At 75.5% G+C, this 16,191-nt stretch carries 13 protein-coding genes; 3 read left to right on the top strand and 10 right to left on the bottom strand.

Annotation, left to right across the window (positions count from 1 at the left end):
* Nucleotides 1-101: 101 nt before the first annotated feature.
* Nucleotides 102-2,942 (bottom strand): aconitate hydratase, encoded by a 2,841-nt coding sequence (locus tag ANAEK_RS18735; protein WP_012527698.1) that lies wholly within the window; start codon nt 2,940-2,942, stop codon nt 102-104.
* A 100-nt stretch (nt 2,943-3,042) separates the two neighbouring features.
* Between ANAEK_RS18735 and ANAEK_RS18730 the strand changes: the two genes are divergently transcribed.
* Nucleotides 3,043-4,518 carry a nicotinate phosphoribosyltransferase gene (locus tag ANAEK_RS18730; protein WP_012527697.1) on the top strand — a complete coding sequence of 492 codons (1,476 nt, stop codon included), beginning with the start codon at nt 3,043-3,045 and terminating at the stop codon, nt 4,516-4,518.
* Nucleotides 4,519-4,563: 45 nt separating this feature from the next.
* On the opposite strand, the gene ANAEK_RS18725 is transcribed toward ANAEK_RS18730, so the two are convergent.
* On the bottom strand, nt 4,564-5,052 hold the full coding sequence (locus ANAEK_RS18725) for a GNAT family N-acetyltransferase (protein ID WP_012527696.1): 489 nt from the start codon (nt 5,050-5,052) through the stop codon (nt 4,564-4,566).
* A gap of 103 nt (nt 5,053-5,155) precedes the next feature.
* Between ANAEK_RS18725 and ANAEK_RS18720 the strand changes: the two genes are divergently transcribed.
* Both ANAEK_RS18720 and ANAEK_RS22685 read left to right on the top strand, forming a co-directional pair.
* Nucleotides 5,156-5,794, top strand: a complete 639-nt coding sequence (locus tag ANAEK_RS18720) for a class I SAM-dependent methyltransferase (RefSeq protein ID WP_012527695.1) — start codon at nt 5,156-5,158, stop codon at nt 5,792-5,794.
* A gap of 41 nt (nt 5,795-5,835) precedes the next feature.
* Nucleotides 5,836-6,168: a PspC domain-containing protein gene (locus tag ANAEK_RS22685; RefSeq protein ID WP_012527694.1), complete on the top strand. Its 333-nt coding sequence runs from the start codon at nt 5,836-5,838 to the stop codon at nt 6,166-6,168.
* Between the two features lie 16 nt (nt 6,169-6,184).
* Here ANAEK_RS22685 and ANAEK_RS18710 read toward each other — a convergent pair whose 3' ends face one another.
* The 8 genes from ANAEK_RS18710 to ANAEK_RS18675 are packed head-to-tail and all read right to left on the bottom strand — an operon-like array spanning nt 6,185 to nt 16,176.
* The gene (locus ANAEK_RS18710) at nt 6,185-6,955 is read right to left on the bottom strand and encodes a 4Fe-4S binding protein (RefSeq protein ID WP_012527693.1); all 771 of its coding nucleotides are present in this window, start codon (nt 6,953-6,955) and stop codon (nt 6,185-6,187) included.
* The gene (locus ANAEK_RS18705; RefSeq protein ID WP_012527692.1) at nt 6,952-8,517 is read right to left on the bottom strand and encodes an NADH-quinone oxidoreductase subunit C; all 1,566 of its coding nucleotides are present in this window, start codon (nt 8,515-8,517) and stop codon (nt 6,952-6,954) included. The genes ANAEK_RS18710 and ANAEK_RS18705 overlap by 4 nt, the downstream gene beginning before the upstream one ends.
* A complete protein-coding gene (locus tag ANAEK_RS18700; protein WP_012527691.1) occupies nt 8,517-9,947 on the bottom strand; it encodes a proton-conducting transporter membrane subunit in 1,431 nt (476 codons plus the stop codon). The genes ANAEK_RS18705 and ANAEK_RS18700 overlap by 1 nt, the downstream gene beginning before the upstream one ends.
* A gap of 6 nt (nt 9,948-9,953) precedes the next feature.
* The gene (locus tag ANAEK_RS18695) at nt 9,954-10,601 is read right to left on the bottom strand and encodes a hydrogenase (protein ID WP_012527690.1); all 648 of its coding nucleotides are present in this window, start codon (nt 10,599-10,601) and stop codon (nt 9,954-9,956) included.
* Nucleotides 10,602-10,605: 4 nt separating this feature from the next.
* Complete coding sequence (locus tag ANAEK_RS18690) at nt 10,606-11,526, bottom strand: respiratory chain complex I subunit 1 family protein (RefSeq protein ID WP_232288276.1); 921 nt, start codon at nt 11,524-11,526, stop codon at nt 10,606-10,608.
* Complete coding sequence (locus ANAEK_RS18685; RefSeq protein ID WP_012527688.1) at nt 11,523-13,487, bottom strand: proton-conducting transporter membrane subunit; 1,965 nt, start codon at nt 13,485-13,487, stop codon at nt 11,523-11,525. The genes ANAEK_RS18690 and ANAEK_RS18685 overlap by 4 nt, the downstream gene beginning before the upstream one ends.
* Nucleotides 13,484-15,484, bottom strand: coding sequence for a proton-conducting transporter membrane subunit (locus ANAEK_RS18680; protein WP_012527687.1), 2,001 nt, complete (start codon nt 15,482-15,484; stop codon nt 13,484-13,486). Before ANAEK_RS18680 ends, ANAEK_RS18685 begins: the two co-directional genes overlap by 4 nt.
* Nucleotides 15,481-16,176, bottom strand: a complete 696-nt coding sequence (locus ANAEK_RS18675) for a PTS sugar transporter subunit IIA (RefSeq protein WP_012527686.1) — start codon at nt 16,174-16,176, stop codon at nt 15,481-15,483. Before ANAEK_RS18675 ends, ANAEK_RS18680 begins: the two co-directional genes overlap by 4 nt.
* Between the last annotated feature and the right edge of the window lie 15 nt (nt 16,177-16,191).

Here is a 16,191-nt window from a genome sequence, read left to right as displayed (position 1 = left end):
TACGCCCGCCGGGCGGCGCGGGCAAGGAAGCGGCCGGCGCCGCGCGGCGCGCCCACCCCCGCGCACCGCCGCGGCCGGCGGCGGCGGCGCGGGCGCCGGGGTCAGGCGCGCTGGACGAGCTGCCGGAGCACGTACTGCATGATGCCGCCGTGCCGGTAGTACTCGACCTCGATGGGCGTGTCGATCCGCACGGTGACCGGCACCTCCTCGCGCGCGCCTCCGGCGCGGTGGATCACGAGGCGCGCCGCCTGCCGCGGCGCGAGGCCCTCCGAGATGCCGAGCAGGTCGAACGTCTCGCTGCCGTCGAGCTTCAGCGTCGCCGCCGAGACGCCCTCCGGCAGCTGCACCGGGAGCACGCCCATGCCCACCAGGTTGGAGCGGTGGATGCGCTCGAAGCTGCGCGCCGCCACGAAGCGGATGCCGAGCAGCACCGTGCCCTTCGCGGCCCAGTCGCGCGAGCTGCCGGTGCCGTACTCCTGGCCGGCCACCACGCAGAGCGGGACGCCCTCGCGCGCGTACTGCAGGGCGGCGTCGTGGATGGGCTGCTGCGCCCCGTCCGGCTGGTGGCGCGTGACCCCGCCCTCCACGCCCGGCACCATCAGGTTCTTCACCCGCACGTTCGCGAACGTGCCGCGCACCATGACGTGGTCGTTGCCGCGCCGCGCGCCGTAGCTGTTGAAGTCGGCCACCGACACGCCCAGCGACTGGAGGTACTTCCCGGCGGGCGAGGACGGCTTGATCGAGCCGGCCGGGCTGATGTGGTCGGTGGTGACCGAGTCGCCGAAGATCGCGAGCGGCCGCGCGCCGGTGATCTCTCCGATCGTGCCGGCGGAGAGGCCAAAGCCCTCGAAGTAGGGCGGCTGCTGGATGTAGGTGGACTCCGGGTTCCACTCGTAGAGCTTGCCGCCGCGCACCGGCAGCGCGTTCCAGCGATCGTTCTGCGAGAACCCGGCGTAGTTCTGCCGGTACTGCTCCGGATCCGCCGCCGCGCCGCGCAGCGCCTCCACCTCCTCGAGGGTGGGCCACACGTCGCGCAGGTACACCGGCTCGCCGTCCTTGCCGGTGCCGAGCGGCTCCTGCTCCAGGTCCACGTCCACCGTGCCGGCGATGGCGAACGCCACCACCAGCGGCGGGCTCATCAGGAAGTTGGCCTTGATGGACTGGTGCACCCGGGCCTCGAAGTTCCGGTTCCCGGAGAGCACCGCGGCGCCCACCAGGTCGTGCTCGCCGAGCAGCTTCTCGATGCGCCCGTCGAGCGGCCCGGAGTTGCCGATGCAGGTGGTGCAGCCGTACCCGACGACGTTGAAGCCGAGCGCGTCGAGGTCCTTCTGCAGCCCGGTGCGCTCGAGGTACCGCGACACCACGCGGGATCCGGGGCCGAACGAGGTCTTCACGGTCGGCTTCACCGTGAGGCCCTTCGCCACCGCCTTGCGCGCGAGCAGGCCGGCCGCGAGCATGACGCTCGGGTTGGAGGTGTTGGTGCACGAGGTGATGGCGGCGATGAGCACGTCGCCGTGCCCGACCTCCACGTCGGCGTCGGCGAGGCGCGGCACCAGCCCGACCGGATCCGGCGTGGGCCGGTTGTTCATCATCTCGGTCTCGGTGAGCGTGCTGGTGTTCTTGTGCCGGCCGTCCGGCGCGGTGTCCGGGTCCTGCAGGCCGCCGCCGGGGCGGGTCTGGCCGGAGGGCGCCGACGCGAGGCGGTGGCGCTGGCCCAGCTCCGACGCCGGCTTGCCGTAGCCGGTCGCGTCCGCGCGCGCGAACAGCTCGCGGAACGTCTGCTTCAGCGCGGGCAGCTCGATGCGGTCCTGAGGGCGCTTCGGCCCGGCCACCGCGGGGCGCACGCTGCCGAGGTCGAGCTCGATCACCTCGGAGTAGTCCACCTCGCCGGGGCGCGGGATGCGCAGCATGCCCTGCGCCGCGTAGTAGGCGCGGAACGTGTCCACGACCTCCTTCGGCCGGCCGGTCTGCTCGAGGTAGCGCAGCGACTGCTCGTCGGGCGGGAAGAAGCCCATGGTGGCGCCGTACTCCGGCGCCATGTTCGAGAGCGTGGCGCGCTCCGGCACCGGCAGCGTCTCCGCCCCGGCGCCGAAGAACTCGACGAACTTCCCGACCACCCGGGCCTTGCGGAGCACCTCGGTGACGCGGAGCACGAGGTCGGTGGCGGTGACGCCCTCGCGGAGCGCGCCCGTCAGGTGCACGCCCACGACGTCGGGGGTGAGGAAGTAGGTGGGCTGGCCGAGCATGGCCGCCTCGGCCTCGATGCCGCCCACGCCCCAGGCCACGATGCCGAGGCCGTTCACCATGGGCGTGTGCGAGTCGGTGCCGACCAGCGTGTCCGGGTAGTACACCCCGTCCTTCTCCAGCACGCCCTTCGCCAGGAACTCGAGGTTCACCTGGTGGCAGATGCCCATGCCGGGCGGGACGATGCGGAGCCGCTCGAACGCCTGCGTGCCCCACTTCAGGAACTCGTAGCGCGCCACGTTCCGGTCGAACTCGAGGTCCATGTTCCAGCGGAGGGCCTCGGGCGACGCGAACGCGTCCACCTGCACCGAGTGGTCCACCACCAGGTCCACCGGGACGATCGGCTCGACGATCATCGGGTCCTTGCCGAGCTTCGCGACCGCCGCGCGCATCGCGGCGAGGTCCACGAGCAGCGGCACCCCGGTGAAGTCCTGCAGCAGCACGCGGCCCACGACGAACGGGACCTCGCGGGTCCGCTCCGCCCGCGGCTTCCACTGCGCGAGCGCGCGCACGTCCTCCTCGGTGACGCGCTGGCCGTCGGCGTTGCGCGCGAGCGACTCGAGCACGACGCGCAGCGAGACGGGCAGGCGCGAGATGGGGCCGAAGCCCTTGCGCTCCAGCGCCGGCAGCGAGACGAGCTTGCCGGTCCGGCCGGGGCCGAGATCGAAGGGGGTGACGACGCCGAGGAAATCGTTCATGGGTGCGAGGCCTCCGGTGGCAGGCTACTTATCGTCGCGCCGCGCCGAAGCAAGCAAAGAGGGTCCCGCCCGCACCCGGGGTGGCGCGTCAGGAGACCGCATGTCCGTCCCGTCCCAGCTCTACCGCCCCTCGCTCGCGCTGCTCACCGACTACTACGAGCTGACCATGGCGTACGCGGCCTGGAAGAGCGGCGCGGCCGGGAAGCAGGCGTCGTTCACGCTCTCGTTCCGGGCGAACCCGTTTCACGGTGGGTTCACGGTGGCGGCGGGGCTCGAGCACGCCATGGACCTCGTGTCCCACCTGCGCTTCTCCGACGAGGACCTCGCCTGGCTGGCCACGCAGGCCGGCGCCGACGGCGCGCCGCTGTTCGAGGCCGGGTTCCTGGACGCGCTCCGCGCGCTCGAGGTGGACGTGGACGTGGACGCGGTGCCGGAGGGGACGGTGGTGTTCCCCACCGAGCCGCTGGTGCGCGTCACCGGGCCGGTGATCCCGTGCATGCTGCTCGAGACGCCGCTGCTCGCGGTGGTGAACTTCCAGACGCTCGTCGCCACCAAGGCCGCGCGGGTGTGCCTCGCGGCCGGCGGGGACCCGGTGCTCGAGTTCGGCCTGCGGCGGGCGCAGGGGATCGACGGCGGGCTGGCCGCGAGCCGCGCCGCGTACGTGGGCGGCTGCGCCGCCACCTCGAACACCCTGGCCGCGCGGCTCTACGGCATCCCGGGGAAGGGGACGCACGCGCACTCCTGGGTGATGCTGCACGCGGGCGAGCGCGAGGCGTTCCTGGAGTACGCGAAGGCGATGCCGGCGAACTGCGTGTTCCTGGTGGACACCTACGGCAGCCTGGACGGGATCCGGAACGCCGTCGAGGTGGGGCGCTGGCTGCGCGAGCACGGGCACGACCTGCTCGGCGTCCGCCTCGACTCCGGCGACCTCGCCTGGCTGTCGATCCAGGCGCGGCGCATGCTCGACGAGGCGGGCTTCCCGCGCGCGGCGGTGTACGCCTCGAACGAGCTCGACGAGATCATCATCCAGAGCCTGAAGGACCAGGGCGCGCGCATCGGGGTGTGGGGCGTCGGCACGCGGCTCGTCACCGGCCAGGACGACGGCGCGCTGGGCGGCGTGTACAAGCTGGGCGCGGTCCGCGCGTCGGCGGACGCGCGCTGGGAGCACCGGGTGAAGGTGTCGGAGCAGGCGGCGAAGACCACCATCCCGGGCCTGCTGCAGGTGCGCCGGTTCTCCGGCCCGCAGGGCTTCCTCGCGGACGTGGTCTACGACGAGCTCACCGGCCTCCCGGCGTCGCCGGTGATGGTGGACCCGCTCGATCCCACCCGCCGCCGCCAGCTCGCGGAGGGCACGCCCGCCGAGGACCTGCTCGTCCCGGTGTTCCGCGGCGGGCGGCAGGTGTACCGACCGCCGCCGCTCGACGCGGTGCGCGCGCGCACCCAGGCGCAGCTCGCCCGCTTCCACGCGGGCGTGAAGCGCTTCGTGAACCCGCACCAGTTCCCGGTGGGCCTCGAGCGCGAGCTCCACGACCTGCGCACGGAGCTGGTGCTGGCGGCCCGCGGCGCGCCGATCTGAACGGGGCTGCGCCCCGGCGGCTCGCTGCGCTCGCGCTGCGACGCTTCAGGACCGGCCGAGCGCCTTCGTCATCCGGATCGCGTCCCAGCGCTCGCCGGTGCTGCGGGGAAACGCGCGGCGGAGCACGGCGGTCTGCGCGAAGCCGTGCTTCGCGTACAGGGCGCGGGCGGCGGTGTTGTGCGGGAACACGTGCAGCACCAGCTCCCGCGCGCCGGCGGCGCGCGCCCAGCCCACCGCGGCCTGCACCAGCGCGTCGCCCACGCCCTGGCGGCGGGACCCGGCGGCCACCAGCATGCCGAGCTGCGGCAGGACCCGGCCCACCAGCATCGCCATCCCGGCCGGCGGCGCGCCCGCCCCCGCCTCGGCCAGGAGCAGCGTCCCCTCGCCGGTCCCGAGCAGCGCCTCCCACCCGCGGCGCACCTCGCGGCGGTCCACCGGCGGCTCGGTCGCGAGCCAGCGGCGCTCGGCGCACACCGCCGCGAACAGGTCGAGGCAGGCGTCCAGGTCCGCGGGCTCGAGGCGCCGCACGCGCATGTCTCCAGGGTAGGCGACGGCCGCCGGTTGCGCGACACCCGGCCCGGCCCGCCCTCCGCCGCGCGCGCTCGCGCCCGGCCGTTTCGGGGTAGGGTAGCGGCCGATGCGCGCTCCGAACCCGTGGACCGTGGTCCCCGCCGCCGACCACGCGCGATACCTGGGCCCGGAGGGCCTGGACCTCCGCTCGACGCTCGACGGCCTCTTCCAGGAGGCCTACCTGTCGGCCCAGCCCGACCGGCTGCTCGTCGTCGGCTGCGCCACCGGCGACGGCCTCGAGCACGTGGACCCGTCGGTCACCGGGCGCGTGGTGGGCCTCGACGTCAACCTGCAGTACCTCGCCATCGCGCGGCAGCGCTTCTTCCACCTGGGCCCGCGCCTCGAGCTGTACTGCACCGACGCCGAGACCTGGCGCGCGCCGCCCGGCGCGTTCGACCTCGTCCACGCCGCGCTGGTGCTCGAGTACCTGCACCCGGAGCCGCTGGTGCGCCGCATCGCGGGCTGGCTGGCCGACGGCGGCTCCTGCTCCATCGTGCTGCGCCTGCCCGGCGGCGAGGCGCCCGAGCCCCCCTCGCAGGCGCTGCGCCTGATCGAGCGCGCCGCCCGGCCGGTCCCGCCCGAGGAGCTGGTGCGCCTGTTCGAGCACTACGGGTTGCCGCTCCGGCGGCAGCGCGTGGTCCAGGCGCCCGGCGGGACGAGCCTGTGGACGGGGGCCTTCGGGCGCGCCGAGGCCCGCGCGAAATAACCCCGGCAGGGCGCGCGTAGGGTTCGGAGGAGGACGAACCGATGCTCTGCCCGTACTGCCGCACCGAGACCGCGCCGGGCGCGACCCGCTGCGCCGCCTGCACGAGCTGGCTGGTGGGCCGCCCGCCCTTCCGCGAGTGGACCCGCGCCCGCGAGGGCAGGATGATCGCGGGCGTCGCGCGCGGGCTCGCCAACCGCTTCGGCGTCCCGTGCGCCGCGATCCGCCTCGCGTTCCTGCTCTCCGTCGTGCTCGGCGGCTGGGGGATCGTGGTCTACGTGGCGCTCTGGATCGCGATGCCCGAGGAGCCGCTCCTGCTCCCGCCGCACGCGCCGCGGGAGGACGCGCGCCCGGCGCCGAGCGGCTGGGCGGGCTGACGCGGGCGGCGGCCGGCTACTTCAGGCGCCCGAGCAGCCGCAGGATCCCGTCGAGGAACGTGATCGGGTGCGGCGGGCACCCGGGGACGTAGAGGTCCACCGGGATGCCGTCGAGCGCGGCCGCGGCGCCGCCGCAGGTCACCGGGCTGCCTGCGAACGGGCCGCCGGAGATGGCGCAGGCGCCCACCGCGATCACGATCCGCGGCGCGGGCACCGCCTCCCAGGTCTGGCGCAGCGCGAGGCGCATGTTCTCGGTGACGGGCCCGGTGATCACGAGGCCGTCCGCGTGGCGCGGCGAGGCGACGAACTGCACGCCGAAGCGGCCCACGTCGAACTGGATGTTGCCGGAGGCGTTCAGCTCCGCCTCGCAGCCGCTGCAGCCGCCCGCCGAGACCTGCCGGAGCTTGAGCGAGCGGCCCAGCACCCGCCGCAGCTCGGCGTCGAGCGCGTCCGCGAGCACCGGCGCGTCGCGCGACACCACCAGCGCCTCGCGGGTGCGGGCGGCGAGGCGGTGGTCGCCGGTGAAGCGGATCGCGCCCGGCGGGCAGGCGGTGGCGCAGTCGCCGCAGAACGTGCAGCGCCCCAGGTCCACCCGCATCGTCGCGGTGCCGGGGTCGAGGATCGCCTCGGTGGGGCACGCCTCGGCGCAGCCGGCGCAGCCGGCCTCGCAGCGCGACGGATCCACCACCGGCCGCCCCCGGAAGCGCGCCGGGAAGCGGGGCGGGCCGTCGGGGAAGGCCACGGTCTGGTTCCCGTAGCCGAGCCGGAACTTCAGGATGTCGATCACAGGTCGTGCCCCGCGTAGGAGAGGTTGAAGCTCTTGTTGCAGAGCGGGAAGTCGGAGATCTGGCCGTCGCGGAGCGCCATGGCGAGCCCGAACCAGTTGTGGAAGGACGGATCCTTCACCTTGTAGGCCTCGAGGCGCCCCTGCGCGTCGGTCACCGCGACGTGGGCGATCTCCCCGCGCCAGCCCTCCACCATGGAGACCACCAGCGCGCCGGGCGCGAGCGGCCCGGGCACCGTGCGCGAGGGGCCGCCGGGCAGCCGCTCCAGCTGGTCGAGCACGAACTCCACGCTCCGCTCGGACTCGAGCAGGCGGATGAGCGCGCGGGCCAGCACGTCGCCGTTCTCGGCGGTGGTGACCGCCACGTGGGAGAAGCGGTAGATGCCGAACGCGTGGTCGCGCCGGACGTCGCGGTCCACGCCGCTGGCGCGCGCGGCCGGCCCGACCATCCCGAGCGCCTGGGCCAGCGCGGTGGGCACGGTACCGGTGCCCTCGAACCGGGCGCGCACCGAGGGCGACTCGAACATGAGCGACGCCGCGCGCCGGGTCTTCTCCCAGGCCGCGCGGACGCGGGCGGCCAGCGCGCGCGCCGCCTCCGCGTCGAGGTCGTGCTTCACGCCGCCCGGGCACACCAGGCTGCGCCCGAAGCGGTTGCCGCAGATCTCCGCCACCGCGTTCAGGAACTCGGCGCGGAGCGCGCCGCAGTACGACGCCGTGGGCAGGAAGCCCACGTCGCCGGCCAGCGCGCCCAGGTCGCCGACGTGGTTCGCGACCCGCTCCAGCTCGAGCCCGATCCCGCGCAGCGACATGGCGCGCGCGGTCGGCGCCACGCCGGCGAGCGACTCGACCGCCTTCGCGTAGGCGAGCCCGTGGCCCACCGCGGTGTCGCCGGCGATCGACTCGGCGAGCGCCATGGAGCGGCGGTCCGGCCCGCCGCGCAGGAGGCGCTCCACGCCGCGGTGCTGGTAGCCGAGCACGATCTCGAGGTGGAACACGCGCTCGCCGTGGCACTGGAAGCGGAAGTGGCCCGGCTCGATGATGCCCGCGTGCACCGGGCCCACCGCCACCTCGTGCACCTCCTCGCCCTCGACCCGGAAGAACGGGTACTCGCCGGGGATGGTGGCGCGCGGGTCCTGGCGGCCGAACGGATCCGGCGCCGCGCGGCGCGGCGGCTCGAAGCGGAGCGGCTTCAGCCAGGGGTGGCCCTCGGGGCGCAGCCCCCACTGCTCCGCCAGCTCGCGCTCGAACGCCTGGGCCGCGGGCAGCTCGGCCGCGATCGAGGGGAACGCGTCGGCGACGCGGGTGGCGAGCAGCGCCAGCCGGCCCTCCGGGTCGTCCGCCAGCACCGCGGTGACGAGGACGCCGCCCCCGGCGTCGGGGCGGCCGAACAGCGCGGCGAGGCGCCCGCCGCCGCGGTGCGCGGCGAGGACGATCTCCTTGAACCGGGCGGGCTCGTGCACCGGCACCGCGCGCGCGTCCACCGGCTCGCCGTTCCAGGTTTCGAGGACGTCGCTGGCGCGGGGCGCGGCGCCGTGCCCGGCGGTCGCGGTCGTGTTGCGGGCCATCACCAGCCTCCCCCGACGAGCGCCGCCGCGGCGCCGAACAGGTCCTTCAGCCCCGCCGGCAGGAACACCCCCAGCGCCAGCACCACCAGCATGAGCGCCAGCGGCGGGCCGGCGGTCAGCCAGCTGTCGCCGGTGCCGGGCACGCGCGGCGCGTCCGACGGATCGCCCTGCACCACGTCGAGCACGGTCGCGGCCATGCCGACGAAGATCACCGCCAGGAACGCGAGGAACAGCCCGCCCACCCAGTAGCGCCCGGCGCCGAACGCGCCGTTCACGATGGCGAACTCGCTGAAGAACGGCCCGAACGGCGGCGAGCCGGTGATGGCGAGGAAGCCGGCCAGGAACAGCGGCCCGGAGAGCGGCAGGCGGCGCGCGGCGCCGTGCACGTCGTCGGTGGTCTTCGAGCCGAAGGCGCGGTGGATGTTGCCGGCCGACAGGAACAGCACGCCCTTGGTCAGCCCGTTGTTCATGGTGTGGAAGAACGCGCCGGCGGTCGCGGCGCCGCCCAGCGAGACGCCGATGGCGAGGATGCCCATGTGCTCGACGCTGGAGTACGCGAGCATGCGCTTGAAGTCGCGCTGCCCCACCACGAACACCGCGGCGAGGCCGATCGAGAGCAGGCCGAGCGCCATGAGCGCGTCGCGCGCGAACGCGCCCTCGCCGGCCGCGATCGTCACCTGGAACACGCGCACCACCGAGACGAACGCGAAGTTGGTGAGCCCGCCGGCGAGCAGCGCCCCGAGGATCCCGGGCGCCTCCCCGTAGGCGTCCGGCTTCCAGGAGTGCAGCGGCGCCAGGCCCATCTTCGTGCCGTAGCCCACCAGCAGGAACACGAACGCCGCCCGCACCCACGGCCGCGAGAGCGCGCCGCCGGCCGCGATCAGGTCCTCGACCATCAGCGACTTCGGGCCGCCCGGGCCCGCCCCGGCGAGCGCCAGGAAGAACGTGCCGAGCAGGGCCAGCGCGATGCCGAGCGAGCCGATGAGCAGGTACTTCCAGGCGGCCTCGAGCGAGCGGGCGTTCTGGTTGAAGTAGATGAGCGGCGCGGTGGAGAGCGTGCTCGCCTCCATGGCCACCCAGGTCAGGCCGAGGTGGTGCGAGAGCGCCACCGTGGTCATGGCCGAGAGCAGCACCAGCAGGCCGCCCACGAACACGCGGTTGTCGCGATCGGCGCGGCGGGCGAGGTAGCCCTGCGCGTACACCGCCGAGGCGAGGAACAGCGCGGTGGCGGTGAGGAGCGTGACGCGCGCGAGCGGGTCGAACGCGAGCCAGGCGCCCTCGCGGGCGGGCGGCGGCGCGGCCAGCAGCGCCAGGACGCCGGCGGTGTGGACCAGCGCGCCGGCGAGGAGCACCAGCGGGCGGCGCCGGGCGGAGGGCATCGCGAACGCGACCAGGGCGAGCGCGAGCGGGGCGGCGATGAGGAGCACCATGCGCGGTCAGTCCTTCAGCGCCGAGAGCTTCTCGGTGTCGAGCGAGGCGAACTCGCGGTTGATGTGGAACATGACGATGCCCATGACGAACACGGCGGCGAACAGGTCGAGCAGCACGCCCGCCTCCACCATCACCGGCATGATCCCGGTGAGCAGCAGGCCGAAGACGTAGACGCCGTTCTCCAGCACCAGGAAGCCCAGCACCTGGTTGACGGCCTTCCGGCGCGAGACCACCAGCAGCATCCCGGCCCACACGGTCGAGAGCGCGGTCGGGACCAGGTACGGGTGCGCCTCGCCGCCCGGGAGCGGCAGGCGGCTCGAGAACGCGAACGCGAGCGCCACCCCGATGCCGCCCAGCACCATCGACGGGACGAAGCCGACGATGGGCTCCATCTCGCGGCGGATGGAGGCCTCGCGGATGGCGCGGAACATGAGCCAGGGGATGAGCGCGCCCTTGATGGCGAGCGCCCCGACCGCGAGCAGCAGCACGTGCCCGACCTGGTGCCCGCCCTCCAGGAGCAGCAGCGGCAGGGCGGCGAGCAGCGCCCCCTGGGTGGCGACCGCGCGGATGGCGGCGCCGAGCCGGCTCGAGGCGAGCAGGAAGAAGTCGATGACGACGACGAGGATGAAGACGAGGTCGGCGATGGAGGTCACGGGGTCACCGGAGCAGGAGGACCAGGGCGAAGGCGGACAGCACCGAGGCGCCCACCAGGAGCTGCGGCACGCGCACGATGCGCAGGCGCGCCATCACCGACTCGACCACGCCCACCGCCACCGCGAACGCGATCACGCCCAGGAAGAACAGCGCCTCCGAGGCGAGCGCGCCGGCGCCGTGGCCGAGCACCAGGCGGGAGAGCAGGGCGCCGAACAGGAACATCTTCATGGCGGCGCCGTACAGGATGAGCGCGAGGTCGGGCCCGCCGTGGTCGAGCACCATCACCTCGTGGATCATGGTGAGCTCGAGGTGCGTGTTGGGGTCGTCCACCGGGATGCGCGAGCACTCCGCGAGCGCCACCACGAACAGGCCGATGGCGGCGAGCAGGAGGCCCGGCGCCGCCGAGGACCAGGCCGCGTCGAGGTCGGGGCCGAGCATGCCGGAGAGCGACAGCGAGCCGGTGGCGCGCGCCAGCACGAGCAGGCAGAGGAACAGCGCCGGCTCGGCCAGGCTCGCGAACGTCACCTCGCGCGCGGCGCCCATGCCCTCGAACGACGAGCCGGTGTCGAGCGCGGCGAGCGCGGTGAAGAACCGGCCCAGGCCGAGCAGGTAGGCGAACAGGACGAAGTCGCCGGTGAACGCGATGGGCGCGGGGGCGCCGCCCATGGAGAGGAGCAGGCCGGCGGAGGCGACCGCCGCGAGCCCGATCACCGGGCCGGCGCGGAACACCCAGGTGGTGGTCCGGCTGTAGACCGCCCCCTTGCGCAGCAGCTTGGCGAGGTCGAGGTACGGCTGCAGCAGGGGCGGGCCGCGGCGCCCGCCCACGATGGACTTCACGCGGTTGATCACGCCGAGCAGCAGCGGCGGGAGCACGAGCAGCGCGACCACGTGCAGCGCGGTGCGCAGGACCATGGGTGCGTTCACCACGCGAACCCCCAGGCGAGGACGGCGAGGAGCGTCAGGAGCACGAGCAGCATCTGGAAGTGGATCCGGCGGAGGTAGAGGAGGCGCGCGCGCTCGGCGATCCAGCCGTACGCGCGCGCCGCCGGGAGGAGGGCGAGGTCGAGGACGGTGTCCGGCACCGCGGTGGCGAACGGCGCCGGCGCCGGGAACGGCCCCTCCAGCCGCGGCTCGGTGCGCCGCGGGTGGACCGCCCAGGAGAAGCGCGCCACCAGCAGCGCGGCGAGCGACGAGCCGGTGTACTGCATGCGGGCGGTCGGCGCGGAGAAGGCGCAGCCCCAGGTCGGCACGGCGGGCGCGATGCGGCCGGCCAGCCGGCGCCGCCGCCACGCCGCCACCGCCAGCGTCGCCACGAGCAGGAGCGCGGCGACCGCGCTCACCCGCGCGGCGCCGGCGGCCGCGCGCGCGGCGGGGGCGGCGAGCAGCGCGGGATCGACCCGGGCCCAGGCGGCCGCGGCGCGGGCGAGCGGCGCGGTGGTCGCGGCCGGGAACAGGCCGATGGCGGCGCAGGCGGCGGCGAGGAGCGCCATGGGCGCGAGCATGGCCGCGGGCGGCTCGTGCGCCCCGTCGGCGTGGTGGCTGCGCGGGCTGCCCAGGAACACCACCCCGACCACCTTCGCGAAGCAGGCCGCGGCCAGGCCGCCCACCAGCGCCAGCGCCGGCGCGCCCAGCGTCACGTACGCGAGCAGGTCGCCCCCGGGCTGGCGCAGGCCGTCGAGCAGGCCCAGGTAGACCAGCCACTCGGAGGCGAAGCCGTTCAGCGGCGGGAGCCCGCTGATGGCCGCGGCGCCGATCACGAACAGCAGCGCGGTCCGCGGCATGGCGCGCGCGAGGCCGCCCAGGTGGTCGAGCTCGCGGGTGCCGGTGGCGTGGTGCACCGCGCCGGCGCCGAGGAACAGGAGCGACTTGAACAGCGCGTGGTTGACGACGTGCAGGCCGGCGCCGCCCAGGCCGAGGACCACCAGCGCCGGGACGCCGCGGGCGCGCCCGAGCAGCGCCAGCCCGAGCCCGAGCGCGATGATCCCCACGTTCTCCACGGTGTGGTAGGCGAGCAGCCGCTTCAGGTCGTGCTGCGCGAGCGCGAACGCCACCCCCAGCACCGCCGAGACGCCGCCCAGCGCGAGCAGCGCGACGCCCCACGACTCGGGCGGCGCGTCCACCAGGCCGGTCACCCGCATCAGCCCGTAGATGCCGGTCTTCACCACCACCCCGGACATGAGCGCCGACACGTGGCTGGGCGCGGCGGCGTGCGCCGGGGGCAGCCAGAAGTGCAGCGGGACGAGCCCGGCCTTCATGCCGAAGCCGGCCAGCGCCAGCGCCAGCACCGCGGCCGCGGTCGGGCCGGAGAGCCGGAGGCCCTCCATGGCCGCGAGCTCGAAGGAGCCCGCCTCGCGGCGCAGCAGCGCGAACAGCGCGAACAGCGCCAGGGTGCCGGCGTGCGTGGCGGCGAGGTACAGGAACGCGCCGCGGCGCACCGACGGGTCCTCGTCCTCGGTCTGCACCATGAAGAAGTTCGCGAGCGCCATCACCTCCCAGCCGACGAGGAAGCCGATGGCGTCGGTGGCGCACACGAGCAGCGCCATCCCGGCGACCGCGAGGCCGTAGAAGAGCTGCAGCCGCACCGCGCGCGGGCCGCGCTCCGCCTGCGGGAAGTAGCGCAGCCCGTACGCCGAGCCCGCCGCGCCGATGCCGAGGATGGGCACGAGGAACAGCCCGGAGAGCGCGTCCACCCGCAGCACCCCGCCCGCCGCCGCCTCGCCCCCCGCCAGCGCCACGCCCGCCGCGGCGAGGCCCAGCGTCGCGCCGGCGCAGAGCACCGCGGTGGCGAGCGCCTGCGCGCGCGCCGGGCGGAGGCCGGGCAGCGCCGCGGCGAGGCCGCTCGCGGCGGTGAGGGCGATGGCGCCGAGGGCGAGCGCGGAGGTCACGGACCGTACCGGAGGAGCAGCAGCGCCGTGAGCCCGAGCAGCGCCGCGACGGTGTAGAGGAGCTGGAGGTTGAGGCGGGCCTGCTGGAAGCTGCGCAGCCGGCTGAACCAGCCGCCCACCCGCTGGAACGCCGGCTCGAACACGCGGGTGCGCGCCGGGTCGTCGCCCTCCAGCGCGAGCGACGCGCCCGCCGGGAACGCGCCCTCCGGCGGCCGCAGGCGCGCGCGCGGCCGGAGCGGGCGCGGCACGGCGGCGTCGAGCGCGAGCTGCGCGTAGGAGGCGGCGGTGTACTGGACGCGCGGGCTCGCGGCGGAGAAGCCGCAGCCCCAGGTCGAGGACTCGGCCACCGGCCGGCCCGCCCGCAGCCGCCGCGCCGCGATCGCGATCCCGACCCCGAGCGCCACCAGCACGAGGACGCCGGCCCGCAGCGGGCCCGCCAGCGCGCCGGCGGCCGGCGCGAGCGCGGCGAGCACCTCGCCCTCGGTGGTCCCGAGGACCTGCGCGGCGGCGGGCGCGAGCAGCGCGGCCGCCTGCGCCGGGAACAGCGCCAGGGCCACGTTGCCCGCCCCGAGCAGCGCGAGCGGCGCGAGCAGGAGCGGCCCGGCCTCGTGCGCGTGCGCCGCCTCCGCGCTGCGCGGCTCGCCCAGCAGCGCGGTGCCGAGGAGCCGCGTGAAGACGACCGCCGCGAACGCGCCCACCAGCGCGAGCGCGGCGAGCGCGAGCCACGCCGCCAGCGCCAGCCCGGCCGGCGCGCCGCGCCCGCCCTGCAGCAGGCCCAGGTACACGAGCCACTCCGAGACGAAGCCGTTCAGCGGCGGCAGCCCGCACAGCGCCACCGCGGCGAGCACCAGCATCCCGCCGGTGACGGGCAGCCGCCGGAGCAGCCCGCCCATCCGCTCCAGGTCGCGCGTGCCCGCGCCGTGCACCAGCGCCCCGGCGCCCAGGAACGCGAGCCCCTTCATGAGCGCGTGGTTCCAGACGTGGAGCAGCGCGGCGGTCACGCCGAGCGCCGCCACCAGCGGCGCGTGGTACGCGGCGCCGACGAGGCCCAGGCCGGCGGCGAGCGCGATGATCCCCACGTTCTCGACGGTGGAGTACGCGAGCACGCGCTTCAGGTCGCGCTGCCCGAGCGCGAGCGCCAGCGCCGCCAGCGCGCCCACCAGGCCCACCCCGGCGAGCAGCAGCCCGGCCCACGCCGGCGCGGGCGGCAGGAACGTGAGGACCCGCAGGATGCCGTACACGCCCATCTTCACGAGCACGCCGGACATGAGCGCGGACACGTGGCTCGGCGCGGCCGGGTGGGCCTCGGGCAGCCAGACGTGCAGCGGCACCAGGCCGGCCTTGGTGCCGAAGCCCACCAGCGCGAACAGGAACAGGAGCGCCGCCGGCGCCCCGCCGGCCCGCAGCGCGGCGAACGCCTCGAAGCGGAGCGAGCCCGCCTCGCGCCCGAGCACGAGGAACAGGGCGAACAGGAACGCGGCGCCGAGGTGCGAGGCGACGAGGTAGGTGCGGGCCGCCCGGCGCACCGAGGCGTCCTCGTGCTCGTGCGCGACGAGCAGGAAGGACGCGGCGGTCATGCCCTCCCACGCCACCAGGAACAGCACCGCCTGCCGGGCCGCGACCACGAGCGCCATGCTCGCGAGCGTGAGCGCGAAGAAGAGCGCGAACGGGCCCATGGGGCGGCGGTCGGCCTGCGGGCGCAGGTAGCCGGCGCCGTAGACCGAGGCGGCGAGGCCGAGCGCGAAGATCGCGGTCGCGAACGCGGCCGAGAGCGGGTCGAGGCCGAGCGCGAGCGCGCCGGACGGCACCGGCCAGGGGAGGTCGAGCGCGGCGGGCGGGGCGCGCAGCGCGGCGAGCGAGGCGGCGAGCCCGAGCGCGCAGCCCAGCGCGGCGCCGGCGCTGCCGACGGCGAGCGCGAGGCGCGGGCGCGCGGAGGCGGCCAGCGCGGCGAGCCCGCCGGCCACCAGCACCCCGAGGGCGGCGAGGTAGAGCGTCATGGCTTCCTCGCGGCCGCGCGCTTCTCCGCGATGGCGGCCTCCACCCGCGCGATCTCGGGGACGAGCGCGTCCACCCCGGCGCGCGCGTCCAGCGCGGCGAGCACGCCCGGATCGCGCAGCGCGGTCGCCACCAGCGCGAGCAGGTGCAGGTGCGCGCGGGTGGACGGGCTCACCAGCAGCACGAGCGTGTGCACCGGCTTCCCGTCCAGCGCCTCGAAGTCCACCGGCCGGTCGAGGTAGCTGATGGCCACCGCCGGCGTGGACACGTGCAGGACGATGGGGTTCCGCGCGTGCGGGATGGCGATGCCGTTCCCCACGCCGGTGGAGCCGAGCGCCTCGCGCGCGAGCAGCATCCGGTGCACCAGGTCGCGGTCGGCCTCGCGCGGCAGCGCCAGCCGGTCCACCAGGTCGCGCAGCGTGGCCGACTTGTCGGCGCCGGCCAGCCCGTGGTGCACGCCGCCGGCGCGGATCGCCTCGGCCAGGCTCGGCAGCGCCGGCTGCTCCAGCTCGGCGAGCAGGTCGGGCGAGATCTCCATCCCGCGCGAGGAGGCGAACTCGAGCAGGTCGATCTTGTTCAGCCGGTACTGCTCGTTCAGCCGGGTGGCGGCGAGCTCGCCGCTCCTCAGCCACCGCTGCAGGGTGGCCTCGGGGACGCCGAGGAGGCGGGCCGCGTCGCGTTCGGTGAGCTGCATTCCGTTCCGGTTCCT

The organism is Anaeromyxobacter sp. K (assembly GCF_000020805.1).
GTDB classification, from domain to species: Bacteria; Myxococcota; Myxococcia; order Myxococcales; family Anaeromyxobacteraceae; genus Anaeromyxobacter; species Anaeromyxobacter dehalogenans.
The sequence above is the reverse complement of the archived record's forward strand: the minus strand, read 5'-3'. Positions and strand labels throughout refer to the sequence as shown.

Excerpts from the sequence above, each read along its gene's own strand:
- ANAEK_RS18735 (WP_012527698.1), bottom strand. The coding sequence starts at position 2,942 with ATGAACGATTTCCTCGGCGTCGTCACCCCCTTCGATCTCGGCCCCGGC.
- ANAEK_RS18725 (WP_012527696.1), bottom strand. The coding sequence starts at position 5,052 with ATGCGCGTGCGGCGCCTCGAGCCCGCGGACCTGGACGCCTGCCTCGAC.
- ANAEK_RS18720 (WP_012527695.1), top strand. The coding sequence starts at position 5,156 with ATGCGCGCTCCGAACCCGTGGACCGTGGTCCCCGCCGCCGACCACGCG.
- ANAEK_RS18675 (WP_012527686.1), bottom strand. The coding sequence starts at position 16,176 with ATGCAGCTCACCGAACGCGACGCGGCCCGCCTCCTCGGCGTCCCCGAG.
- ANAEK_RS18680 (WP_012527687.1), bottom strand. The coding sequence starts at position 15,484 with ATGACGCTCTACCTCGCCGCCCTCGGGGTGCTGGTGGCCGGCGGGCTC.
- ANAEK_RS18705 (WP_012527692.1), bottom strand. The coding sequence starts at position 8,517 with ATGGCCCGCAACACGACCGCGACCGCCGGGCACGGCGCCGCGCCCCGC.
- ANAEK_RS18730 (WP_012527697.1), top strand. The coding sequence starts at position 3,043 with ATGTCCGTCCCGTCCCAGCTCTACCGCCCCTCGCTCGCGCTGCTCACC.
- ANAEK_RS18700 (WP_012527691.1), bottom strand. The coding sequence starts at position 9,947 with ATGGTGCTCCTCATCGCCGCCCCGCTCGCGCTCGCCCTGGTCGCGTTC.
- ANAEK_RS22685 (WP_012527694.1), top strand. The coding sequence starts at position 5,836 with ATGCTCTGCCCGTACTGCCGCACCGAGACCGCGCCGGGCGCGACCCGC.